21 protein-coding genes are annotated in these 25033 nt (G+C 54.1%); 11 read left to right on the forward strand and 10 right to left on the reverse strand.

Translation table 11 applies throughout. From position 1 onward, the window contains the following. The first annotated feature begins 3 nt into the window (after positions 1-3). The 6 genes from bcp (at position 4) to F5984_RS19065 (ending at position 4029) form a co-directional block, all read left to right on the forward strand. Positions 4-456 (forward strand): thioredoxin-dependent thiol peroxidase, encoded by a 453-nt coding sequence (bcp, locus tag F5984_RS19040; RefSeq protein WP_152125818.1) that lies wholly within the window; start codon positions 4-6, stop codon positions 454-456. 89 nt (positions 457-545) lie between these two features. Continuing rightward, entirely contained in the window at positions 546-1412 is an 867-nt protein-coding gene (locus F5984_RS19045; RefSeq protein ID WP_262884514.1) for a transketolase, read from the forward strand. 13 nt (positions 1413-1425) lie between these two features. Beyond that, the gene (locus F5984_RS19050) at positions 1426-2379 is read left to right on the forward strand and encodes a transketolase family protein (protein ID WP_152125820.1); all 954 of its coding nucleotides are present in this window, start codon (positions 1426-1428) and stop codon (positions 2377-2379) included. A gap of 99 nt (positions 2380-2478) precedes the next feature. Then, the gene (locus tag F5984_RS19055) at positions 2479-3039 is read left to right on the forward strand and encodes an RNA polymerase sigma factor (RefSeq protein WP_152125821.1); all 561 of its coding nucleotides are present in this window, start codon (positions 2479-2481) and stop codon (positions 3037-3039) included. 53 nt (positions 3040-3092) lie between these two features. Further along, entirely contained in the window at positions 3093-3572 is a 480-nt protein-coding gene (locus F5984_RS19060; RefSeq protein WP_152125822.1) for a hypothetical protein, read from the forward strand. A 25-nt stretch (positions 3573-3597) separates the two neighbouring features. Then, the gene (locus F5984_RS19065; RefSeq protein ID WP_152125823.1) at positions 3598-4029 is read left to right on the forward strand and encodes a hypothetical protein; all 432 of its coding nucleotides are present in this window, start codon (positions 3598-3600) and stop codon (positions 4027-4029) included. 192 nt (positions 4030-4221) lie between these two features. On the opposite strand, the gene F5984_RS19070 is transcribed toward F5984_RS19065, so the two are convergent. From F5984_RS19070 to F5984_RS19080, 3 genes are all read right to left on the reverse strand, one after another. Continuing rightward, positions 4222-5214: a LiaI-LiaF-like domain-containing protein gene (locus tag F5984_RS19070; protein WP_152125824.1), complete on the reverse strand. Its 993-nt coding sequence runs from the start codon at positions 5212-5214 to the stop codon at positions 4222-4224. 91 nt (positions 5215-5305) lie between these two features. Beyond that, positions 5306-5785, reverse strand: a complete 480-nt coding sequence (locus tag F5984_RS19075; RefSeq protein ID WP_152125825.1) for a PspC domain-containing protein — start codon at positions 5783-5785, stop codon at positions 5306-5308. A gap of 138 nt (positions 5786-5923) precedes the next feature. Continuing rightward, positions 5924-6544, reverse strand: a complete 621-nt coding sequence (locus tag F5984_RS19080) for a beta/alpha barrel domain-containing protein (protein WP_185155572.1) — start codon at positions 6542-6544, stop codon at positions 5924-5926. 251 nt (positions 6545-6795) lie between these two features. Between F5984_RS19080 and F5984_RS19085 the strand changes: the two genes are divergently transcribed. Then, a complete protein-coding gene (locus tag F5984_RS19085; protein ID WP_152125827.1) occupies positions 6796-9234 on the forward strand; it encodes an ABC transporter permease in 2439 nt (812 codons plus the stop codon). A gap of 144 nt (positions 9235-9378) precedes the next feature. Then, a complete protein-coding gene (mnmA, locus tag F5984_RS19090) occupies positions 9379-10503 on the forward strand; it encodes a tRNA 2-thiouridine(34) synthase MnmA (protein ID WP_152125828.1) in 1125 nt (374 codons plus the stop codon). 281 nt (positions 10504-10784) lie between these two features. Here mnmA and F5984_RS19095 read toward each other — a convergent pair whose 3' ends face one another. The 7 genes from F5984_RS19095 to F5984_RS19125 all read right to left on the reverse strand — a co-directional run bounded on the left by F5984_RS19095 (position 10785) and on the right by F5984_RS19125 (position 19588). Next, positions 10785-11666 carry a sterol desaturase family protein gene (locus F5984_RS19095; protein WP_152125829.1) on the reverse strand — a complete coding sequence of 294 codons (882 nt, stop codon included), beginning with the start codon at positions 11664-11666 and terminating at the stop codon, positions 10785-10787. Positions 11667-11780: 114 nt separating this feature from the next. Then, positions 11781-12845, reverse strand: coding sequence for an AI-2E family transporter (locus tag F5984_RS19100; protein WP_152125830.1), 1065 nt, complete (start codon positions 12843-12845; stop codon positions 11781-11783). 129 nt (positions 12846-12974) lie between these two features. Next, positions 12975-14366, reverse strand: a complete 1392-nt coding sequence (locus F5984_RS19105; RefSeq protein WP_152125831.1) for an L-serine ammonia-lyase — start codon at positions 14364-14366, stop codon at positions 12975-12977. A 110-nt stretch (positions 14367-14476) separates the two neighbouring features. After that, the gene (locus tag F5984_RS19110) at positions 14477-15529 is read right to left on the reverse strand and encodes a DUF6268 family outer membrane beta-barrel protein (protein WP_152125832.1); all 1053 of its coding nucleotides are present in this window, start codon (positions 15527-15529) and stop codon (positions 14477-14479) included. Between the two features lie 26 nt (positions 15530-15555). After that, positions 15556-16008 (reverse strand): DUF2147 domain-containing protein, encoded by a 453-nt coding sequence (locus F5984_RS19115; RefSeq protein ID WP_152125833.1) that lies wholly within the window; start codon positions 16006-16008, stop codon positions 15556-15558. A 143-nt stretch (positions 16009-16151) separates the two neighbouring features. Continuing rightward, positions 16152-16823, reverse strand: coding sequence for a DNA-3-methyladenine glycosylase family protein (locus tag F5984_RS19120; protein WP_152125834.1), 672 nt, complete (start codon positions 16821-16823; stop codon positions 16152-16154). Next, the gene (locus F5984_RS19125; RefSeq protein WP_152125835.1) at positions 16820-19588 is read right to left on the reverse strand and encodes a M14 family metallopeptidase; all 2769 of its coding nucleotides are present in this window, start codon (positions 19586-19588) and stop codon (positions 16820-16822) included. The genes F5984_RS19120 and F5984_RS19125 overlap by 4 nt, the downstream gene beginning before the upstream one ends. A gap of 202 nt (positions 19589-19790) precedes the next feature. Here F5984_RS19125 and corA point away from each other — a divergent pair, with 202 nt between their 5' ends. The 3 genes from corA (at position 19791) to F5984_RS19140 (ending at position 24868) form a co-directional block, all read left to right on the forward strand. Then, positions 19791-20885, forward strand: coding sequence for a magnesium/cobalt transporter CorA (gene corA, locus F5984_RS19130; protein ID WP_152125836.1), 1095 nt, complete (start codon positions 19791-19793; stop codon positions 20883-20885). Positions 20886-20897: 12 nt separating this feature from the next. Then, positions 20898-23336, forward strand: a complete 2439-nt coding sequence (locus F5984_RS19135) for a bifunctional UDP-N-acetylmuramoyl-tripeptide:D-alanyl-D-alanine ligase/alanine racemase (RefSeq protein ID WP_152125837.1) — start codon at positions 20898-20900, stop codon at positions 23334-23336. A gap of 143 nt (positions 23337-23479) precedes the next feature. After that, entirely contained in the window at positions 23480-24868 is a 1389-nt protein-coding gene (locus tag F5984_RS19140) for a S8 family peptidase (protein ID WP_152125838.1), read from the forward strand. The last annotated feature ends 165 nt before the right edge of the window (positions 24869-25033 follow it).

The following is a 25033-nucleotide window of genomic DNA, read 5'->3' on the forward strand; positions in this document are numbered from 1 at the left end:
ACCATGACCAAACTGAAGCCCGGCGATCCGGCTCCCGATTTCGAGACGACCGACCAGAACGGCCACCCCCTAAAATTATCTGATTATCGGGGCAAAAAAGTTGTTTTGTACTTTTACCCCAAAGACGACACCTCGGGTTGTACGGCTCAGGCCTGTAACCTCCGCGACAACTACGCCCAATTACGGGCCGCTGGCTACGAAGTACTAGGCGTGAGTATCGACGGGGAGAAGTCGCACCAGAAGTTTATTGGTAAGTATGAGTTACCGTTTTCACTCATTGCCGATACCAATAAGCAGGTAGTTGAAGCGTACGGCGTGTGGCAGGAAAAATCGATGTACGGCCGTAAATACATGGGTACCGTACGCACCACATTCCTGATCGACGAAAACGGCCTTATTACCGACATCATCGACAAAGTAGATACAAAGAAGCACACAGATCAAATTTTAAAATAGTTTACAGTGTCTGGCTTACAGCTTACAGGAACTGACGCTTAAATAAAAGGGCTTCGTGAACTGAAAACAGTAAACCGAAAACTGTAGACTTGAAAACTATGGAAATACAACAACTCGAACACGTCGCTACTGCCGTTCGGCGCGACATTGTACGGATGGTGAACGCGGTTAACTCCGGCCACCCCGGCGGCTCATTAGGCTGCACCGATTTTATGGTTGCCCTCTATTTTGAGGTGATGAACCTGAAAACCGACGATGGTGGGCAGGTAGTATTTGATATGGACGCCCGCGACGAAGACGTTTTCTTCCTGTCGAACGGTCATATTTCTCCGCTCTTTTACTCTGTACTGGCGCGCCGGGGCTACTTCCCGATTTCGGAGCTGAGCACCTTCCGGAAGCTGGACAGCCGCTTGCAGGGCCACCCCACTACGGCTGAGCACCTGCCGGGTGTACGCATTGCGTCGGGTTCGCTGGGACAGGGCCTGTCGGTAGCCTGCGGGGCGGCTTTGGCCAAGAAACTCAACGGCGATCCCAACCACGTGTACGTACTTATGGGCGACGGTGAGCAGCAGGAGGGTCAGGTTTGGGAAGGCGCCATGTTTGCCCCCCACCACAAACTGGGCAACCTGACAGCCGTAATCGACCTCAACGGACAACAGATCGACGGGCCTACTTCGCTGGTGATGAACAACCGCGACCTGGGAGCCAAGTACGAAGCTTTCGGCTGGCACGTGGAGCATATGGAGGGCAACAACATGGCCGAAGTAGTAACCAAGCTCAAAGAATCACGCCAGGACCCCGATGTGCCAACCCTCATTCTGATGCATACCGAAATGGGCTACGGCGTCGATTACATGATGGGTAGCCACAAATGGCACGGCGTAGCTCCCAATGCCGAGCAACTTGTTACGGCCCTCAATCAGTTGCCGCTCACGGCGGGTATGTCGGACTATTGATCAGAACACAATCATGAAAAAATACGAATACACCGAAAAGAAAGACACCCGTTCGGGCTTCGGCGCGGGCATTTATGAGCTGGGCAAAACCAACCCCAACGTGGTGGCCCTCACGGCCGATTTGGCGGGTTCGCTTAAGCTCGAAAACTTTATCAAGGATTTCCCCGACCGGTACATTCAGTGCGGTATTGCCGAGGCCAACATGATTGGGGTTTCAGCGGGCCTTACCATTGGCGGTAAAATTCCGTTTGCCACCACGTTTGCCAATTTCGCTACGGGCCGGGTGTACGACCAGATTCGGCAGTCGGTGTGCTATTCTAACAAGAACGTTAAAATCTGTGCTTCGCACGCTGGCCTGACCCTGGGCGAAGACGGAGCCACACACCAGATTCTGGAAGACCTGGGCATGATGAAAATGCTGCCCAACATGACTGTTATTAACCCCTGCGACTTTAACCAGACCAAGGCCGCTACCCTGGCCATTGCCGAGCACGATGGCCCCGTTTACCTGCGTTTCGGACGTCCGGTTGTGCCTATTTTCACTCCGGCCGATCAGAAGTTCGTGATCGGGAAAGCGTGGCATGTGAACGAAGGAACAGCCGTTTCGATTTTCGCAACGGGCCATTTGGTATGGGAGGCCATCAAGGCAGGCGAAATGCTGGCCGAAGAAGGCATCGAAGCCGACATTATCAATATTCACACGATTAAGCCCCTCGACGAGGAGGCTATTCTCGAATCGGTGAAGAAAACAGGTTGCGCAGTGTCAGCCGAAGAGCACATGCTCAACGGCGGTCTGGGCGACAGCGTGGCGCAGGTGCTGGCACGTAACCTCCCGGCTCCGCTCGAAATGATTGGCGTACACGATACCTTTGGCGAAAGCGGCACGCCCGATCAGCTGATGATCAAGTACGGCCTCACGGCAGACAAAATTGTGGAAGCCGCCAAAAAGGCAATGTCAAGAAAATGAGTTTACAGTTTACGGTTTAGAGTTTACAGTGTGCTGGCGCATATTAACCGCTTCGCGCAACTGTAAACTCTAAACCGTAAACTGCAAACTAACCTCCCTATGACTGACCAGGAACTGTTAGAAAAATTTCGCGATCCGTCGAGCCGGAATTATGCCTTTAACCTGATGGTGCGTAAGTACCAGCAGAAAATCTATTGGCATATCCGGAAGATGGTGATTGACCACGATGATGCCAACGACCTTACGCAGGAAACGTTCATCAAAGTGTGGTCGAGTCTGGAACAGTTTCGGGGTGATAGTCAGTTGTATACGTGGATTTACCGCATTGCTACCAACGAGTGTTTGAACTTCCTGAATAAAAAACGTCGGCGCTTCTTCCTGCCTATTGGCGATGTGGAGGGCGAGCTGATGGAGAAATTGGAAGAAAATTCGGACTTCACCACCTCCGGGGGCGACATCAGTGGCGATGAGGTTCAGTTGAAACTTCAGAAAGCTTTATTAAAATTGCCTGATAAACAGCGACTCGTGTTTAACATGAAGTACTTCGACGACATGAAATACGAGGATATTGCTGCCATCACGGGCACGTCGGTAGGTGCATTGAAAGCATCATACCACCTGGCCGTGAAGAAAATTGAGGATTTTCTAAACAATGATTAAACCCCTGCCGTACCTGTCTGTCCAATACGTAAAATATCGGTCCACAACACGCTATGAATGAGAAACGATACATACGGCTCGATGAACTTGATGCGGGACATCCGCTCCGAAAGCACCCGATTGAGGCTACCAACCTCGGCGTGCCCGACGGCTATTTTGATGCCCTCCCGCACCAGATTCAGGAACGGGTCGTAACGAAACAGCACGGTTGGTCGATAAACTGGTCGTGGCAACGGTCGGTGGCTTCGTTGGCGGGTGCTGGCTTGGTAGCAGCGTTGGTTTGGGTGACCTGGCCCGCCCGGCAAGACTCCCTCGGACAGGAGAGCCTCGCTGACGTCAGCAATACGGCCATCACGAATTACCTTGACGAACAGGGCGTTAGCTCCATGGACCTGGCTGACTACACCCCGATTCAGCAATCGTTTGATTCCGAAGCCATCGAAACGCAGCTTCAGGACGTCAACCCGGAAGTAATTCAGGAAGAGATTGACCTCGACGTGGTAGCTGAAGATATGGCAAACGTAAACTCCTAAATGATTTTATAAATACACCTGAGATATGAAACACGTAGTAATGGGCTGGCTGATGATGATGACATTGTTACCAGCGGTCAGCACCGTCCAGGCCCAGGACGATGGACGACAGAAAATTGAGTCAGCGAAGATCGGCCACATAACCAACCGCATTAACCTGACCCCCGAGCAGGCTCCGCAGTTTTGGCCGATTTACAACGAATACAGCGCCCGGAAGCGGGAACTGAACCAGAAAGTTCGGCAGCTGAACACCCGTTCGGTGCAGCAGGGCCTATCGGAGCAGGATGTTCTGAACAACCTGCGCGAAAGCAACAACGCTAAACAAAAAATTGCGGACCTTGACCAGGAGTACATGCCGCGTTTTCTGAAAGTGATTTCACCGGCTCAACTGGCTGAGCTTCAAAACGCCGAACGGTCGTTCAACCAAATGCTGTTGAAGCGACTGAACAAAGACTAAACGTACGGACGAATACAATTCGTCTTTTTTTGAAAAAAATTATCGTCTGGCAAAATCCGCCCGACTCTCTTCTTCGTAAGTACTTCTGATCACGACCCGGAATCGTTGGATCAAGACTATGGAAAGAGAGCAAAAATCCCGGCCCCTCTTGCGGCCGGGATTTTTTTATTTGTCCAGATGGGTTTGTTCGGGTTAGTACCGCTCCACCTTAAAGCGGGAGATACCGCCGTTGAATACAATGTTGATTTTCTTGGCAGCGCTTTCGTAGTTCGAAGTTTGCATCAGCCGATCGCTGACCTCCACAAACCCTTCGAGCTGATTCACGTTTAGCCCGCCCTGCTTCTCGACCCGGCAACCTACACCTTCGGGTACACGGACCACCACCGAAGCCACACCCGCCGATAGATCAACCGAAGTCAGATCGGCACGGTCGCCCAGTTTCAGTTCCACGTCGGCAGCCCCGGCCTGCACTTTCAGATTTTTTACACTAAACGCACTCAGGTCAAAATCACCTTCGCCGGCCCCCAAGGCCAGGTCCATAGTCCACTGCGGGCGGCTGTTGAGCTTCACCTCAACCCGGTTGGCCAGTTTGCCTTCTTTCAGTTCGGCTTTGCCTTCGTTGGGTTTCAGCTCGATAGTTGGGATGCGGGTGGTAGGGTCACGCTCCACGAGCATTTTGTAGGTACCAACCGTTTGCCGGGCCTCGGCTTCGATCAGATTACTCGTCGTTTCCTCAATGGAAAACTGCCCGGCTCCCCCGCCAAATTTCAGCACGGCTTCGGGTGTTTCGCCATCCATCGACTCTACGAAGTTGGCAACGCTCGTTTCGCGTTCATCGTCCTCGTCAGAGTCAATATTGATATCAACATCAGCCTGCTCATCCTCGTGGTTGTCGTGGTCACGATGGCGGTACTCCCACCGGTTTTCGTCGTTGTTCCAGTGCCGATTACGGCCCACAAAACTAAACAGGGCAACGGGCAAGGCTACCGCCAGCAATACCGTAGAAACAACAGCCGCCTGATTGCCGCGCCGTTCCAGAATCATGTTAATGCCTGCCAGAATAAGCAATAAGGGCCAGAGATTACGGATCGTTTCCCAGTCGATGGCCAGCCAGCCTAAGTTACGCCCCAGAAAGAGCAGGCCGATCGTGATGAAGAATATACCCCAGAAAAGTCCTCGGTTCATAGTTGAAGGGAACATTAAACAGACGGACGTTAGCCTGTCGACGCATCCGTGAGATACAGTCGGTTGGCTAACGTCCGGTGCTCAACGTCATTTAGGATGGATTGTTGGTGTTATACGGATCGTTGTTCCGGTTGAATGGGTCGTTCCGGTTTGAGATCCGGTCTTTAAACAGTAACCAGACCCCGACGGCAATGAGTACCAGCGGCCACAGATCGCCGAGATCAATATCGAACCAGCGGTCGAGTAAGAACAGGACCCCTAAAACGATCAGGATAACGCCAAAGATGAGGCTCCCCTGCGAGCGGTCGGGGTTACTTGGGTTGTACGGATTCATGGTAGAAAAAGTTGGATTAGAATACAAAATTGGCTCCTGGAGTACCCCGAACCGACGTTCGGGCAACACTACCCACAAGATAATATAAACGATGACGGCCGGAAAATGGGGAATGAATAATCCGATTAGAAACAGCACCCGTACCAACGTCCGGTCGATGTTAAAGTAGCGGGCTATACCAGCAGCCACCCCGCCTAACATGGCTTCATCGCGCAATCGTTCGAGTCGAGTTTCCATTGTATTTGTTTGTTTTCGTGGTTGAAACTGATGTAAAAGTAGACCACGACTCGATTGCCAACAACGCGATTCGTAAGAGTGGATACGGGCTATGATGAATGCTTTATTTTACTGATAGTAGGTAATACATAGTACCTTCTAATCTATCTCGATTGATTCCAGAATATCCATCAGTTCCCCGAACTCGCGGCTTCCGGGCCGGTCTTCGGGGCCACCCGTGAGGGCAATGCCTTTGATGGGCCACTGCGCCAGTCGGTTGTGCACCGTTTCGGCCGTAATACCAACGCCCAGCAAAACGGCGTGTCGGCTGGCCAATCGTCCGATGGCCAGACTTATATCGTCGTCCAGGTGCAACGGGGCTCCACTTTCGAGCAGAATGTAATCGGCATCAACGGGATTGGAGTCGATCAGAGCGTCGAGCTGGTCGAGCGTGAGGTCTACCAGGTTCAGGCGCAGAATGAGCGGCTTACCCAACAACGAGAGGGCGGGTAGCAAAGCGGGTTCATCAACCTGCAGCATGTCGGGCCCGTACGTTTCCAGGTGCTCCCGAATGCGCTCCTGATCGATCTCGGCCGTTTCGCCTACAATCTGAACACCGGCCAGCCAACCCCGGATTTCGTTGAAGCGCGCAGGGTCCACATAATCGGGAGAGCTTTCGTCCATCGAGAATCCGAGCATATCAACGCCCATACCGGCGCAGTACCGGGCATCGCTGAGGTTGGTTACGTTTGAAATTTTTACTGTTGTTTGTAAGGCCATGTGTACGTAGCGCGGTTGCCCGCGCGTCATGTTGAATCGAAAAAGACCAGTTGGTCGAAGCTGGCGCGAAGTTACAAGTCAGTGGGCATTGTCGTACCCCGTACACGAAACGGCTGTTCAGGTTCGGACAAAAAGTGTACGCTTTCGGACAACACGCCCCAGTACGAGGGCCAAAGTGGGCCGAAAACCGGCTTTGCGACGTTTGGCAAAGCATTTGTACCTACCGGGCCGTTGTAAACCTGTATCCCGCTATGCTTCGCAACTACCTGAAAATTGCTTTTCGTAACCTGGTCAAGCACCGGGTCAGCACGCTGATTAACCTGTTCGGGCTTACGATCGGTGTTACAACCTGCCTGACCATCTATTTGATTACCCGGCACGAACTGAGCTACGATACCTTTCACGCTGACCACGAGCGTATTTACCGGCTGGTGGGCGAAACCCAATTTGGCAATCCGCCCGAAAAACGCCCGGCCGGTTTTGTGCCCAATGCCGTTCCAGAGGGCGTTCGCCAGGAGATTGTCGGGATTGAAACGGTAGCTGCTTTCCACAACATTGAATCAGATGTACTTATCCCGAACGGCACCGGAAAACCCCAACGGTTCGAAGCACGCAAACGCGGAGTCGACCCCGCCGAAATCATCGTAACTGACCCGCAGTATTTCGACCTGTTCAGCTACCAATGGCTGGCCGGAAACCCTAAAACCGCACTCAATGAGCCCCTTACGCTTGTTTTATCGGCTCAGAAAGCGCGGAAGTATTTCGGCGATTTGCCCCCGCACCAATACCTGGGCAAACAGGTCATCTACTGGGATTCTTTACGGGTTACGGTGTCGGGCGTTGTGCAGGACTGGGCCACGCCCACCGATCTCACATTCACAGACTTCATCTCATTGCGCAGCATTCGGGGGAGTAACTTGCTTAAACAGTCGATCAATCTGGATCAGTGGGACGATATCTGGTCTTCGTCGCAGGCGTTTGTGAAGTTGCAACCGGGCGTAACCCCGGCCCAGTTGTCGAGTGCATTTAGCAAATTTAGCCGCCAGCACTACAAAGGTCCGTTTGTATTCACCCCTGCTCTCCAGCCCTTAGCCGACCTGCATTTCAACGAAGCGTACAATGACAATTACGCGCGAAAGGCTCACCTCCCAACTCTCTATGGGCTCATGGGTGTTGCGCTGTTTATCCTGCTCATTGCGGCCATCAACTTCATAAACCTAAGCACAGCTCAATCAATGAGCCGGGCGCAGGAGGTGGGTATCCGTAAAGTGCTGGGCAGCAGCCGGGCATCGCTACTCACTCAGTTTATGAGCGAGACACTCCTGCTGACCATCGGGGCCGTGCTACTGGCTCAACTACTGGTGCAGCCTGTACTGACCGAGTTCAACGCGTTTATTCCGGCCGGTGTCCGATACGATGGGCTCACTCCGGAAACCGCCCTCTTTCTGCTTCTACTAACGGGGATTACAGCCCTGCTGGCTGGCTTCTATCCGTCGTGGGTACTGGCGTCGTACCAACCTGCCCGATCGCTCAAAGGGCCCATAGCGTCAGCCGGAGGGCTGAAAGGGTATTTCCGCAAAAGCCTCATTGTGTTTCAGTTTACGGTATCGTTGCTGTTCATCATCGGCACGTTATTTATTGGGCGCCAGCTGGCGTTTATGCGCAACAAAGAACTTGGTTTCTCAACCGACGCGGTGGTGTCGTTGCATACTGCTCAACTGGGCAAAGCCGATATTCTGGCCGAGAAGCTCCGGCAGCTTACCGATGTTCAATTGGTTACGCGGGAGTGGTTTCCGCCCATGGGTAGCAGCTACATGGTGGCCAATCTGAAGTATCGGGGTAAAAAAGATGTCGAGATGGATGTGTCAATCAAGGCGGGCGACGAAAACTTTATTCCGATGTACCAGCTGAAACTGCTCGCTGGCCGTAACTACCTCCGTAGCGACTCGCTGCGGGAGATTGTTATCAACGAAACCTACGCCCTGGCGCTTGGCTTCCCGAAACCCACCGACGCCGTCGGCCAAAACGTAGAACTCCAGGGGCGAAGTTATCCGATCGTGGGTGTCGTGGCCGATTTTCATGAGCAATCGCTACACGAAAAAGTAGGGCCGGTATTTATCGGGTACATGCCCCGACAGGCTGGCAATTTGGGCGTAAAATTAGTCAGCCAGGGTAAATCGGCTCAGGAGATTCAAACCACGCTGGCCGAAATTGAGCGTGTGTGGCAAACCGTTTATCCCGACCATGCATTCAGCTATACGTTTCTCGATGATTCCATTGCCCAGCTTTACGAAAAAGAAGCCAAAACAGCTCAGCTTGTTAACGTAGCCACGATTATTGCCATCCTGATTTCATGCATGGGCCTGTTTGGACTGGCTATGTTTACAGCCGAACAACGCACCAAGGAGATAGGCGTCCGAAAAGTACTGGGCGCATCGGTATTGAGCATCATGCGCCTGCTCTCCACCGACTTTCTCAAACTCATTCTGGTGGCTCTGCTGGTAGCTTCGCCCCTGGCATGGTACGCTACCACCCAATGGCTGCAAGGTTTTGCATACCGAATATCAGTTGACTGGTGGGTGTTTGGGGTTGCCGGGCTCATGGCCGTTGGCATTGGCTTACTTACGGTTAGTGTTCAGAGCCTCAAAGCAGCCCTGCAAAACCCCGTTGACAGTCTGCGGAACGAATAAACCCGAGTCAACCCCACAAACGGAATACTAGTTACGTCTGTACAGCCCGGCCGGAAACCAAACGCCCGGCTTCGATTGTTGGCCCTATTGTCGGTACGTTTACCCGACCCCTATCGGAGGGCTTTGAACCCTCGCAGAGCATTTATGAGCAAACACGGACGCATTCTGGTCGCCATGAGTGGCGGCATCGACTCTTCGCTGGCAGCGGTTATGCTGCACGAAGAAGGCTACGAGGTGATTGGCATGACCATGAAAACCTGGGATTATGCCTCGTCGGGCGGGACCAAAAAAGAAACGGGCTGTTGCAGCCTCGACAGTATCAACGACGCCCGCAATATCTCGGTGAGCCTCGGTTTTCCGCATTACATTCTCGACATCCGGTCCGAATTTGGCGATGCTGTCATCGACCATTTCACGGGTGAATATATTGAAGGGCGCACCCCAAACCCCTGCGTACTGTGCAACACCCACATCAAATGGGACGCACTGCTCCGCCGGGCCGACCGGCTCGATTGTGAGTTTATCGCAACGGGGCATTATGCCAACATCCGGCAGGATACCGAAGGCCCCTCGGCGGGCCGGTACGTGATCTCGAAAGGCGTTGATACGCTCAAAGATCAGTCGTATGTGCTATGGGGCGTTTCGCAGGAGAGCCTGAGCCGCACGAAACTGCCGCTGGGTCACCTACGTAAGTCCGAAATTCGGGATATGGCCACCGATCGGGGCTTTATCGAACTCGTGACCAAGTCAGAATCGTACGAAATCTGTTTCGTGCCCGACAACGACTACCGGGGTTTTCTGAAACGACGAATCCCGACGCTGGAAGCCGAAGTAGCGGGCGGTAATTTTGTGGAAGAAGGCACCGGTCGGATTCTGGGCAAGCACGAAGGATACCCCTTTTACACCATTGGGCAACGCAAAGGGCTCGGCATGGCGTTTGGGAAGCCGATGTTCGTGACCGAAATCCGGAAAGAAACGAACGAGGTAGTTCTGGGCGTTGATACCGACCTCTTCCGCGACGGCATGATGGTGAGCAAGCTAAACCTCCAGAAATACGCCCGCATTACCGAACCCCTCGATACCGTCACCCGAGTTCGGTACAAAGACCCCGGCACCCGTGCCATAGTCACCCAAACCGGCGACGATCAAATCGAAGTTCTGTTTGAACAAGGTGTTTCGGCCATTGCGCCGGGGCAGGCAGCCGTTTTCTACGAAGGCAACGACGTGGTAGGTGGCGGCTGGATTATGAAAAGCTTCCGGCAAAAATAAAAAGCGAAACATGAGTCATCCCGAATTTTCAAGGTTTTGACTATGTTGATCCAAGCTCCTCCCTGGATGCCCCGTTAGGGGCCTAATGTTGGTAGCTAACCCGGAAAATAGATCAAATAGCAGAGCCCCGAAGGGGCGTAACCCTAAACAAGTTACGCCCCTTCGGGGCTCTGCTATTGGCGGGAGACGTCTTTTCTACCAATATTGGGCCCCTGACGGGGCGTTCGAGAAAGGAATCTCCCCCTAACCTAAAATTCGGGATGACTCACTCTTTCGCTTTTTCACAGCCCGGCGGCCCGGTCTTTCACCAATTCTTCTGTTGTCCGTTCGCCTACCGGGGGGCGGTATTTCCCGAACGGTACTTTCAGAATGCCGCCGATATGGGCGTGCTCGTGCGGGTCGGGGTGGGTATCCAGGCCATACACCAATTGGCGACCCTCCTCGCGCGCAAACGTTCCGAAAATCCAGTCCCAATACGGAAAAATATTGCCATAGTTGGTGTTCGACAAGGGCAGCACGTAATGATGGTGCACGTGGTGCATATTGGGCGTAACCACCACCAGCCCCAGCAACCGGTCGGCCCAGCGAGGCAGCTCAATATTGGCATGGTTAAACTGCGACAGCACCACCGATAGCGACTGGTACAGAAACACCAGCCACATGGGTGCTCCCGTGACCACAACGGCCACCAGCGTAAACACAAATCGAATTACGCTCTCGCCCGGATGGTGCCGGTTGGCAGTTGTGGTATCAACGTGCTGATCGGAATGATGCACCGAATGAAACTGCCACATCCATTTTACGTGATGCTCTGTCCAGTGCGCCAGCCAGGCCCCGATCAGATCGAGAAGTAACAGACCAACCAAAGCCTCAGCCCAGAGTGGCAAATCGAGCCAGGGCAATACGCCCACTTTACTGGCCACTGCCCAATCGCTGGTTTTCACGAGCAGAAACGCAAGGCAAAAATTGACAACGATGGTTGTGAGCGTAAAAAAGAAGTTGATACCGGCATGGCGCGTTTTGCGGTAACCGGGCGTCGATTGATCGAAGCGAAATAAGGGGACAGCACTCTCCAGAAGCCAGAAAAACGTAATGCCACCCACCAAAATCAGGCTTCGGTGCAATGACGGAATCGTTTCAAAATACCTCACTACTTGTTCCATACCTCTTGTGAAATTTTCCTGAGTAAAAAACAAAAATAACCCAGAAAAACCACAAACCACTTGGAGGCTGGCCTATATTTCAGCAGGTGCTCTGCCCAGATCGGCTCTCCTGCCCTACCCCTTCCGGGCCTGCTCTTCCACCCTGACTTCATCGGCAACGGCCTCTACACGTTGTTGGCGATTTTGGCGTTCAAACACCTCCATCAGCACAATAAAGTAAGAGAGCAGCAACGGCCCGATAACCAGACCCAGAATCCCGAAAATAGGTACCCCGAGTACAATACCTGTGAGCGTAATGAGCGGGTGCACATCGCCCATACGTTTGGCGAGCAGAATTCGCAACAGATTATCGATGTTGATAATCACGATCACACCAACCAGCAGAATACCCAGCCCCTGCCCGGTTTCGTTTTGCGAAAATTTGATCAGTGCGGCCGGGCCCCACACCAACGGCGTACCCAATACCGGTATAAATGCCATAAAGAAGGCTATCATGCCCCAAAATGCCGGGTCGGGCGTACCAAAAATCCAGAGCGTCAGCCCAGTCAGAATGGCTTGTACAAACGAAACCACGGCCTGACCGATCACGTTGGCATTGACGTTATTCTTGAGCGATTCGCCCAGTTCGTTGAGGGTTTTCTGCTCAAAAGGCAGGTAGCGCTGCAAGCCCTTCATGAAGGTTTTTTCCTCCATGAACATGAAATACAGAGCAAAATACAGCAGGCCCAGAATGACCACAAAGTCGAGGGTGCCCCCCAAAATTGATGGAAACTGCTTGCTGGCAAACGAAGCTCCCTCGGTCACTAACTGCCGTACATTCTGTTGGGTTGTCAGCTTAAAACCAGTTGCCTTTTCGAGCTGATTGACCAGGTCCAGAATCTGCTGGGGGTTACGGGCGTAAACCTGTATCCGGTCGACGAGCAACACACTCAGCACGGCAAAAGGCAGAATAATGACAATGAGCGAAAACAGCATGAGTAATACCGTTACCAGCCGCTTATTCCACTTCTTTTTCTGCGTTAGAGAATGAAACCAGGGGCGAAATACCACGAAAAGGATGGCCGCCCCCAGAAAAGCGGTCGCATACTGACGTAACCCGGCAATGATGAACCCGGCAATAACTACCAGGCTGGTAATGAGCAAAATACGCTGTTGGCGTGGCGTGTAAATATTGGCCATAGTAAAAAGAGTACGCAATAAGATTCCCCGTAAGAGAAGCTGTTCGAGGGGAACCATTCAAACAGCTTCTTAACGTCCAGCCGGTAAGGTAGTTTGTTTTACGGGTAAAATCTGAGTCAACAGCCTCAGTTAGCACTCAGTGGCACTCAAGGCCAGGCCAGCCTCCGAGGTTTCCTTGTATTTCGTCGACATGTCGCGGCCGGTGGCTTTCATCACTTTCACCACGGCATCGAGCGATATTTTCTGATCGGAGGGCGTACCAGCCGTAGCCAGTAAAAAGGCGTTGTAGGCCTTTACGGCTCCCATGGCGTTGCGTTCGATGCAGGGAATCTGCACATAGCCACCAATTGGGTCGCAGGTCATGCCCAGGTGGTGCTCAATACCAATTTCGGCAGCAGCTTCCACGGCTTCAATGGCTTTGCCAGCGCACTCGGTCAGAAATGCCCCTCCCATAGCCGAGGCCGTTCCGATTTCACCCATGCAGCCCATCTCGGCCCCCGAAATACTCGCATTGTGTTTGACCAGAAACCCAACCGCAGCCGCAGCCCACATGCCCCGGCGGAGCGTAGCCCGGTCGTAATGAAAATGATTCTTGGCCAGGTAGGTCAAGCCCGGAATCACGCCCGACGCACCCGATGTGGGGGCCGTCACAACAATTCCGCCAGCCGCATTCTCTTCCGAAGCAGCCAGACAGTATGCATTCAGAAAAATCAGAAAGCTGTCGCTTGTTTGAGCGAGTCCCTTCGCCTGTGCGTAGAGCATAGGGGCCTTGCGTCGGAGCCGAATATTACCCGGCAGGGTGCCTTTTTGCCGGAGTCCCCGCCGAACAGCGCGGTGCATCACGTCGAGCAGTTGATCAATCCGGCGGTTTATATCTTTCTCAGAGGCTCCCGTAATGGCCTTTTCGTTGGCCAGCATGAGTTGTTCGAGCGTAATCCGGTTTGCTTTCAGGTGCGCTTTCAGCTCCTTCATGGTCTGGTACGGATACGGCACCGTAACCGAGTTGGTCGGGGTTTCGGGTTCGCCTTTCCGAAGCACAAACCCGCCCCCAATGGAGTAGTATTCCTCCTCTGCCAGCGTAGTACCCTCGGCATCGGTCAGCCGCAGAATCATGGTATTCGCGTAGGGCAACCGAAACGGCGGTTTTCGCTCAAAATGAATATGTGCAGGCCCCACCTCCACTGTTTTCGCACCCAGCTCGACCGGATAGGTCACCGTTTCGTCGCTTAGCAGTGCCAATAACTCATCAGGATCAGTGGTTTCGGGTTGCCAGCCGAGTAGACCGGCCACCACGGCGCGGTCGGTTCCGTGCCCTTTGCCGGTAGCACTGAGCGAGCCGTACAAATGAATATGAATTTCGGAAGCCCGGTTGAGGGTTTCGGCGGGCAGTTGTGTCAGCCGCTGCCGAAAATCAAAGGTGGCTTTCATCGGTCCAATGGTATGCGAACTCGACGGGCCGGGGCCGATCTTAAACAGGTCAAACAAAGAGGTCGTGATGACCGACGTGGGTACTGAACTCATTGAAATAGATTCTCAAATTGATGAAGTGCCTAAACATACAAAAAACGCGAGAGCAAAGCTTCGCGTTCTGGGGAAATTGTGTGTATAGCCTCCGGCAAACGCTGTTCGACTTACGGACTCACTAAGTTCAAACTCACGTTGACGTAGGGCGCATTACGCAGGGTATTGGCAAAAAGCGGTTTTTCGTTGGCCACGGGATTTTGGGTACCCAGCACATCGTACCGCCAGTTGATGGCCATACCGCCCTGCACCGCCAGCCACACGAACCCTTTCAGTTTACGCTCGTAGTTCAGGCGGGGCTTTATTTCACTTCGGCGCACAAACCAATCGGCAGTACGGCCCGCATTATTGCTCAGGAAGAATGAGTTTCCTTCCAGCTCGTACCCAAACGAGAGCAGCGCATTGGTGCCAAAATTGCGCCGGATGGCCGCCCGGGCGGGCAAAATGGCCTCAACACCCCATTTCGGGCTGAACGTGCGGTTATAAAACAAAACCGGAATATGCAGCAGGTCGCCCCCGCGGTAGGTGCGGGTCAGGCCGAGGCCCCACATAAAATTGTCGTCTTTTTTCCAGCCGAAAATAGCCGTGCCACTGTACGTCAGATGCTTGCTACTCAGGTCCGACAAGGCCCGGTAGTTCCCGTTGGCGTCGGCATTGGCCTGTATGATCAGGAAATGGGTGTTGTTGAGCGGCTTGAACACCGTAGCGTTCACCCCCGCTGTGCGCAGCCCCTGCTCCAGTGCCCCTTTCAGGCCGGTGGGTGCCGACAAATCGGTTTGGATTCCTGTGTTCCAGTACGAAACACCTAGATTCAGGATAAAATTGGAGCGCGAAATTACGGGCGTGTTGTACGCCAGCCGAAGCCCCCGGTAGGCCGTCAGCCGGGCGTCAGTGATGGATTGGCCTCCTTCCGGGCTACCTACCGAGGTCAACTGAGGGCCAAACTGTGCCTCATACCCAACCGAAATCAGGCGTGTAGGCGACATATACAGCACTTTTTGGGTAGCAAAGGTTTTCACCTTGCGGTCGTCGGCATCCGAAAACTCATCGAAGTTAAGGTCTTCGGGCGGGGCCGAGGTCGTATCGGCTGGGGTGGTCTGGGCAGTAGCCGTATTGTAGGTCAGGCAGGCCAGAACCAGCAGTTTGATGAAGCGAGAATACATACGTACGATGGGAGGTACTGAACGATCTATTTTTTGACTTGCCGTTTCCAGACGTCGGTCCGGCCGAACATGGATACGCCAATGTAGCCACGCACTTCGAGCGTATTCTCGTCGACGAGCTTCATTTCGCAGGCATAATCATTGCCATTTTTGGGGTCATAGATGCGGCCGTCTTCCCACTTATTTTCGCCCTTGTACGCAAATTCGCGCAGGTTTTCGAGGCCTTTGAGGGGGCGGTTGCGCAGGTTTTCTTCGGGGTTGTTTACATCGGTACGGGGCTTACCGGCTTCATCGTTGGCCACCTTTAGCCATACAATTCGCCCGAAGTACTTGTCCCCTTTTTTGTAAATCTGCACCATACCGGTGCCTTCCCCATTTTTCCAGACACCCAGCACTGCATCAGGATTGTTGGCACGGGCAGTCAGTGCGGTCACCAGAAAAAATAAGGCAAGCCAAAAACAGTTTAGTCGTGTAATCATGGTTCTATCAGTTAATGAATATACCAGAAACGACACTTTTACTATTTTGTTTAAAAGTAATGCTATCATTTTTTATAAAAAGTAAGGGGTAAGCCTCATGTCTTACCCCTTACTTTTTATCCATCTACCCGATTGTCTGCGCCTTAGCTTTCCGCCACCCGGTTGGGGTTCCAGCGCCAGAGGTACCGGCAGGCCAGGGTCCGGTAGGGTCGCCAGGGTTCGGCTATTTCGTGCAACCGGCGGTACAGCGGTCGGCCCGTTTCGGTAAGGCCATATGCCCGGACCATTTTTTGGCGAATGACCAGGTCATCTACAGGCAACACATCGGGCCGGTCGAGCACAAACATCAGTAGCATTTCCACCGTCCATCGGCCTACGCCCTTAATCGGGATGAGGTAACTAATCACTTCCTCATCAGTCAGAGCGTCAAAGAACGGCCGATCCATCCGGTTGGCCAGTGCAAACTCGGCAACACTATGGAGGTACTTGATTTTCTGAAACGATAGCCCCGCACTGCGCAGTTCTTCGGGCGTTTTGGCCAGCAAGCGCACCGGGTCGGGATACCCCTCGGCTCCCTCCCCCGGCAAGGGTGCGTCGGGGGAAGGAGTTGGGTCGAGAAACAAAAGCCGGAATTTCCGGAAAATAGCGTCGGCTGCCTTCACCGAAATCTGCTGCGACACAATGCTTTCCAGCAAGGCCAGATACACATCGTCGTTCCAGTCGTAAAACGCCTTGGGAAGGGGCGTTTCGGCAATAATTTTACCCATAACCGGGTCATTGGCCAGATGGCTCAGGGCAGCGTCGGCAGCGGTCATTCCAGACGGTAAAGCTGATTAAACAATAATTTAAAGGTGCCGTGCGGCTGTGCCCGGAAAGTTGCCTCGGGGCCTACCACCACCAGCCGACCCGCACCTACCGGGGCGGCAAAGGCGGCTACACCATCCTGCAGGTACTGCTGCCCCCAGGCCCAGCCACTGCGGAGGGGCTTGTCGGTAGCAAACCAGGCCAACGGCTGCACAGCCCCGCTCGCAATGGCGCTGGGGGCAACATGAAACACCGGGCTCGAATCAAAGTACACATCGGTTTGTGCGGGCATACCCCAGTTAGCCTGATGCGTAGAGTCGAGCGAAACCCGCAGCAAACTGCCGGGAATGTAGTACTTCTCGGCAGGCAGCGGACGCTCCTGACCCGTGGGTCCCAGTTCGGTGAGGGCATTGCGCACGGGCAAATCAAGATGATACGCCAGGTTGGCACTGCTACCCATAGTGACAATGGTACCGCCCTCTTCCAGAAACTTCTTCAGGGCCGGAATCGACTTATCGGGCGTGATGCGACCCACCCACGACCGGAACTCGGCCGGAATCGAATCTACTTTGGGCTCGCGGGGCGTGTAGCCGCCCGTTTCGCCACCACGGGCCCCTTTGGCCGGAATAGCACGGGGTACAAACACCAGTACGTCGTATTTTTTGCGGAGGTCGCCCCCGTCAATTTCGGGTGAGTACACCACACTGGCCGGGAAATGAAACTGCTCCATAAGCAACCGCAACCAGCCTGATGGCATCGAACCACCGTAGGTATCCCAAATGGCCACGCGAGCGGGCTTTAGTTTCACCAGTTTACCGGCAGGACGCTTGGAAACACCGGTGGCGCTCAGGCCCAGGTCAACACCCGCTTTGGTCAGCATCTCGCGCGACTTGGCTGAGGCAGGCACAAAAAACGAACCGGCATCGGCCTTCCCCGAACCGGCGGGCATCCGAAACACCTCAACGCCCGCTTTGAGCAGGTCATTGACCGCCACAAAGGCGTTGTTCATGCGAGCAGGCAGCACGTACCCCGCGGCCGCACCGGTTGTGGCCACATTGGCTGCTGGGGCATTGAGCAACTCACCATACGGCAGAGCCTCAAACGGCCCGTTGAAATCGGTCAGAACCCGGTCGAACTGCACCCCCATCTGAAACGCCAGTGTCCAACCGGCCGCATCGTACGGCCGAATCGGAGGGCCACCCGCGTAGGCAAAATCATTGGGGTGGTCCTGTGGCTCAAACATGTCCAGAATGTGCGGCCGGAACGACTGCGCCGTTTTCACCACATACGAGCCCGTCGGATAACTCCGGCCATTCACACTGAACGGAGCCGTAGCCCGGTGTACCTGAATACCCGTTCGGATGAGAGCATTGAGGAATTTCACCGCCGTGGGGAAATCGGGTTGGTTAGCCGAAATAACATAGCCACGGGCGTCGCGCAGGGTCGAATCTTTCAGCACGGCATCGTAGTAGCGCTTCGGAATACCCCCTTCGCGGGCGGCTGCGGCATGACCGGCCGTATCGGGGCGGGGTTTCTGAACAGCTGCGCGGTACGCCTGCTGAATAGCATCGATACGCTTGGGCGATAAGGTCCAGTAATCACCGCTGCCGCGCTCGATTGAGTTTTTGCCCATCCGGTAGATGTTGTACAACACCTGATCGCGGTGGCGGGCTGCATAGTCGAGTACCGAATAGTTCAGCGACATCGAGTAGTCAATCGACTGTTTGAAGTGCCATTTCTGCGGCAATACCGGCAGCGGAGTGTTGCCGTTGGGCAGGAGCCGCTGTGGCACTACGGGCACATCTTCGGGCGTGGGGCCACCAATAATTTCGGTTAACAGGCCCAGCATGTTGTGGAAGTGCGTCGTTGTGCGCAAACCACCGTTATACCAGGTCGAAAACACTGAGCCATTCAGGCGGGTGTAACCGGGCTTGTTTTCGGAATTCAGCCGGTTAATCATCGACGCCCCGATGGCATCCAGACCCGTAATCATAAGCGGGTCAAACACGTAATTGAACGGGTCGCGGTACGGCGGGCCTGCCAGCACCGACCCTGCCGGGCCCCGCTGATGGTGGTTATACATGATCTGCGGAATCCAATCGACAAACAATTGCCGACCCATATTCTGGGTTTCCTTCAGGTTCATGATGTAAAAATCCCGGTTGTTATCGTGCCCGGCGTATTTTTCGTACAGCCGGGGCAGGTATTCCAGGCTGCGCTTTTGCGGAACCGGGTTGCGCATGTACCAGTTCGCTACCAGTTCGTGCCCATCGGGGTTGGCGTGTACGAGCAGCACAATACAGTCGTTCAGAATCCGGGTTGTCTCGGGGTCTTTGCGGCTCACCAGTTGCCAGGCCGTTTCGATCAGTTGCATGGTCCCAACGGTCTCGGTCGAGTGCAGGCCTCCGTCAATCCAGACCACGGCTTTTCCCTCGGCCGCCAAGGCGCGGGCCTGCTCATCGGTGAGGCCTTCGGCACGGGCCAGCCGACGCGAAATATCCTGGTACCGCGCCAGGTTTTTGAGGTTCTCGGGCGACGACACCACCAGCATATACTGATGGCGGCCCTCTTCGGTGAGGCCAATGTCAACCAGTTTTACCCGGTCCGACTGCGCCAGCTTTTTAAAGTAGGCCTCCGTTTGGGTGTAATTAGCCAGTTGGTAGTCATCACCGATGTTAAAACCAAAGTGCTCCTTCGGCGATGGAATCGGCTGGGCAACGGCTATCGACAGGCTCAGCAACGAGCCCGCACAAAGACGTAAAAGTTTTTGGAACATACTGGGGTAATTTAGAGCGTAGGTGGGCGTTTGTGATGAAAATCGCGGACCACACCCCAAAAAAAGCACTTTTCCGGTTCGGTTGGGCCCTTGTTCCGAAAATATTACCCGTAATTCACTCTGGACAATCATCGACACCAACCGGCCAAAAAGTTAGCCAGGACGTAGATTATTTCGTCGGTTAATGTCCAATTTTGCCCCAATGAGTCGACGCCGATACAAAACAGGTCAGAAACAGGCCGGAGCCTCGCCCGGCACCATCACGTACGTAGGTCGCGAAGTGGCCCATGCCACCCGGATTTCGCGCATCGAGTACAACGCGGCCGAGTATCACATTGATGGGTCGGGGCGGTTGAGTAACTGCCGCATCCCCGCAGCCAGCACACCGTTTGTGACCTGGATTGATGTCGACGGGATTCACCAGCCGCAGGTGATCGAGGCTCTGGGCCAGCAGTTCAGGCTGCATCCGCTCCTGCTCGAAGACGTGGTAAACACCGAGCAAAAACCCAAAAGCGAGGCTTACGACGATGGGGTTTTGTTCGTGACGCTCAAAATGCTGCATTGCCACAACCGCATCAGCGAAATCGATGCCGAGCATATCAGCTTTGTGCTGGGCCCCAATTACCTCATTTCGTTTCAGGAAGAGCGTACGTCCGATATTTTCACGCCCGTGCTCGACCGAATTAAGGCCTCGGCCGGCAAAACCCGGCGTAACGGTCCCGACTACCTCCTGTACGCCCTAATGGACCTGATCGTCGACCGGTACTTTGAAGTGCTCGATTTTATTGGTAACCAGCTCGACAAGCTCGAAGACCGCATTGTGCAGGTGCAGGTGGGGGGCAATGGTGTGCAGCAACCTACGCTCACCGAGCTGTACAGCCTGAAGCGCGAGCTGACCTACACCCGCCGGATGGTGTGGCCCCTGCGCGACATGATCGGTGCACTCATTCGGGACGAACACCCGCTTATTCAGCCGGGCACCCTCCCCTACCTGCGCGACCTGTACGACCACGTGACGCAGGTTATTGAAACCATTGATTCGTACCGAGAACTGATTCCGGGTCTGATGGATGTGTACCTCTCAACCATGAGCAACCGAATGAACTCGGTCATGAAAACGCTCACCATTTTCTCGGCTATTTTTATGCCTCTGACGTTCATTGCGGGTATTTACGGCATGAACTTCGATAATATGCCCGAGCTAAAAACGCCCAACGGGTACTTCATAACGCTCGGCGTGATGGCCGCTACGGCTGCCGGGCTCATTATTTATTTCCGCCGTCGTGGCTGGATGTAACCCCTTTTTTGCATGAACCCCATCTGGCTTACCGATTCCCGCCAGGTCATTGCCGACCCCCAAAACACTGTTTTTTTTGCCATTCCGGGTACCCGGCACGATGGCCACCTGTACATCAACGAGCTGTACGAACGCGGAGTCCGGCAGTTTGTGGTGCAACAGGGCCTGGAACGCCCTGAGTGGCAGGCCCTAACCCATGCGGAATGGATTCGCGTACCCAATGTACTGGTTGCACTACAGCACGAAGCCGCCCGACACCGGGCCCAGTTCACGATTCCGGTGGTAGGCATTACGGGCAGCAACGGCAAAACGATTGTAAAGGAGTGGCTGGCGCAACTTCTCGCTACCGACTTTGTCATTGCCCGTAGCCCTAAAAGCTACAATTCGCAGGTGGGCGTACCGCTTTCGGTGCATCAACTCAACGGGTCGCACACGCTCGGCATTTTTGAAGCGGGTATCTCGGCTCCGCACGAAATGGTTAACCTGGAACCGATTGTGGCCCCTACCATCGGGGTCTTTACCAACATCGGAACCGCCCACGACGAAGGGTTTCGGAGCCGAAAGCAAAAAGTTGCAGAGAAGCTAAGGCTGTTTACCCACGCGCAATGCCTCATTTACCGGAAAGACTACTCCGACATCGACGAAGAGATCCGGCTGTTGCTCAAGGCTGTTAACCCGGCTATTCGGCTCGTAAGTTGGTCAACGACCGATGAGGCAGCCGACTTCACGGCTCAGGTGACAGGCCCAACACTCCGGCTAACCCGTAGCAACGGGGGAGCCTGGCACCTTCAGCTCCCCTTCACCGACCCCGCTTCGGTCGAGAACCTCATTCATTGCCTGCTTGTGCTTCTGGAGCTGGGCCTAACCGACGAAGCCGGGCTGCAGAAACGGCTCAACCGGCTCCGACCCGTATCTATGCGGCTTGAACTGAAAGAAGGCATCCATAACAGTGTGCTCATTGATGATACGTACAACAACGACGTTGCTGGTTTGCAACTTGCCCTCAACTTTCTGAATCAGCAGCGCACGCGTCCCCGGCAGGTTATTATTTTATCGGATGTGCTGCAATCGGGCCAACCCGAAGCCGACCTCTACACCCAAATTGGGCAACTTATTAGCGAACAGCACCCCGACCTGTTTGTGGGTATTGGTCCGGTTCTGAACGGGCAACGGGGCCATTTTCCGGCTGGCAGCGCATTTTACCCCGATACCGAATCGTTTTTGGCTGAGGTACCTGCCGAGCTTTTCCGCGATGCCGTGGTGCTCGTCAAAGGAGCCCGGTCCTTCACGTTCGAGCGGATTATCAACCGGCTACAACGCAAAGTGCATGGCACAGTGCTGCACATCAACCTCGATGCTCTCACCCACAACCTCAATTACTACCGCGCCAAGGTTGGCCGGAGCGCCGGACCGTCTCCAACCAAAATTATGGTCATGGTGAAGGCCTTCGCGTACGGAGCTGGTAGCGTTGAGGTGGCCCAGTTGCTCCAGTTCAACCGGGTCGACTATCTCGCGGTTGCCTATGCCGATGAAGGGGTGCAACTCCGACAAAACGGGGTCGATTTGCCCATTATGGTCATGAATCCAGCCCCCGAAACCTTCGCTACCCTCCTCGACCATCGGCTCGAACCCGAAATCTACAGCCTCAGACTCCTGCGCGAATGGTGCGATTTTGTGCAAACCCGATCCGACCTGAATCCTGACGAGCCGGTGCGACTGCATCTTAAAATTGATACGGGTATGCACCGGTTGGGTTTTTTACCCGATGATCTGCCCGCCGTTATCGCGTTGCTTAACGAACACCCTAACCTGCAGGTACCTACCGTTTTCAGCCATTTGGTTGGGGCCGACGAAGCCCAGTTCAATGCCTTCTCACAGGAGCAGTACACCCGATTTGTACAAGCCACTACCCAGCTGGAAGATGGTCTCGGGTATTGCCCCACGCGGCACCTGCTCAACTCGGCCGGTATTGTGCGGTTCCCCGAGTTTCGGCTCGACATGGTGCGGCTGGGAATCGGGTTGTACGGCGTTGAAAGCAGTCAGATTGAACCGGGGCGCGTGCTGCCCGTTGGCACGCTCCGCACCGTTATCAGCCAGATCAAAACCGTGCGGGCGGGCGATACAGTTGGATATAGCCGCCGGGGTGTACTCGACCACGACGCCCGCATTGCCACGCTGGCCATCGGATACGCCGACGGTTACGACCGGCGTTTCGGCAATGGTGTAGGCAAAATCTGGGTCAACGGCACCCTCTGCCCTACCATCGGCAACATCTGTATGGACATGACCATGATTGACGTAACAGCAGCCTCCGTTTCGGAAGGCGACGAGGTCGAAATCTTTGGTCCGAATGTATCGGTTAAGGAATTAGCCCAACTGATAGGTACAATCCCCTACGAGCTGCTCACCAACGTGAGCGACCGAGTCAAGCGCGTTTTTTACAAAGAGTGACAAATTGACTTACCTTAACCACCTCAATTTCAACAAATTAAACCCCTCCCACCATTAATAAAGGATTAAAATTATAAAGTGAGGTTTTGTTCATACGTAAACTTTTGATTAAGTTGTGATCCAATTATTAATCCTATTTATTTATGAACAAACTAACTTCTCTTGGAAAGCGGGCGGCAACCGTTCTGCTGAGCAGTGCTCTGCTGTACAGTTGCCAGCCCCAGATTGAATTAACGCCAACAACAACCGGTCAGGCCCGGGTTGCCGAGCGGGGCAACTTTGTCCCCGGCGAGGTGTTGGTGAAGTTTAAAGAAGGTGTCGCGTCCGAAAAAATTTTAAAAGCCCTTAGCAAACAGAAGTACAGCAAAGCCGAGAAAATTCTGACCAAAATGATGGAGGACAAAGGCGATAAAGAGGGAGTTACGCTCCTTTCAACGTCGCTGGATGTCTTTGAGGCCATCAACGAGCTAAAAGGCATGCCGGAAGTAGAGTATGCTGAGCCAAACTACATCTACACGCTGGATGCTACCTCCAACGATTCGTATTTCACCAGCGGACAACTTTGGGGCATGTACAGCGCATCGACCTCGCCCGCTAATCAGTTTGGCAGTGGGGCCGCCGTGGCCTGGAACGCCAACAAACTCGGTTCGAGCAGCGTAATTGTCGGCATTATCGACGAAGGGTACATGCGGACGCATACCGACCTGTCGGCCAATAGCTGGGTAAACCCCTACGAAACGAGTAATGGTGTTGATGACGATGGCAATGGCTACGTGGATGATCTGTACGGCTGGGACTTTGCATCTAACAATGCCTCAATTTACGACGGCCCGTCCGACGATCATGGTACGCACGTAGCGGGTACTATTGGCGCACGGGGTGGCAACGGCACCGGCGTGGCTGGTGTGTGCTGGAACGTAAAGATGATTGGTCTGAAGTTTCTGGGTAGCAGCGGAGGCAGCACCGCCAACGCCATCAAAGCCATTGACTACCTGACCGACCTGAAACGGCGTCATGGGCTCAACATCGTAGCCAGCAACAACTCATGGGGCGGTGGTGGCTATTCACAGGCCCTGCGCGACGCTATCGAGCGCGCCAATGCAGCCGGGATTCTGTTTGTGGCAGCCGCTGGTAATGGGGGCTCTGATGGTGTAGGCGACAACAACGACGCTGTAGCCAACTATCCCTCAAACTACAATAACACCAACGTAATTGCGGTTGCGGCCATCACCTCATCGGGGGCTCGGTCGAGCTTCTCGAACTTCGGCGCAACAACGGTAGACCTTGGCGCACCGGGTTCGGGCATCTGGTCAACGGTACCAACGTCGAGCGGGGGCTCGGGCTATGCCTCATACAACGGCACATCAATGGCAACCCCGCACGTAACTGGCGCCGTTGCGCTCTACAAGTCGCTGTACCCAACGGCTACGGCTTCACAAATCAAATCGGCCATCCTGAACACCACCGTACCCACCGCATCTCTGTCGGGCCGGTGTGTTACGGGCGGACGCCTGAGCGTAACGACGTTCTAACTTTCCTTTACCAACCCATATTGATCGGGGGCAGTACTTGTTACTGCCCCTTTTTTTATAATATCCAGATGATCAGTCTATTATACAAAGTGCCTCAGAAACCACTTACCGTTTACACAAAAGTATCCGGCTCATATACTTACCGTAACATACATTTGAATCTAT

It is taken from the genome of Rudanella paleaurantiibacter, assembly GCF_009184635.1.
Taxonomy (GTDB): Bacteria; Bacteroidota; Bacteroidia; order Cytophagales; family Spirosomataceae; genus Rudanella; species Rudanella paleaurantiibacter.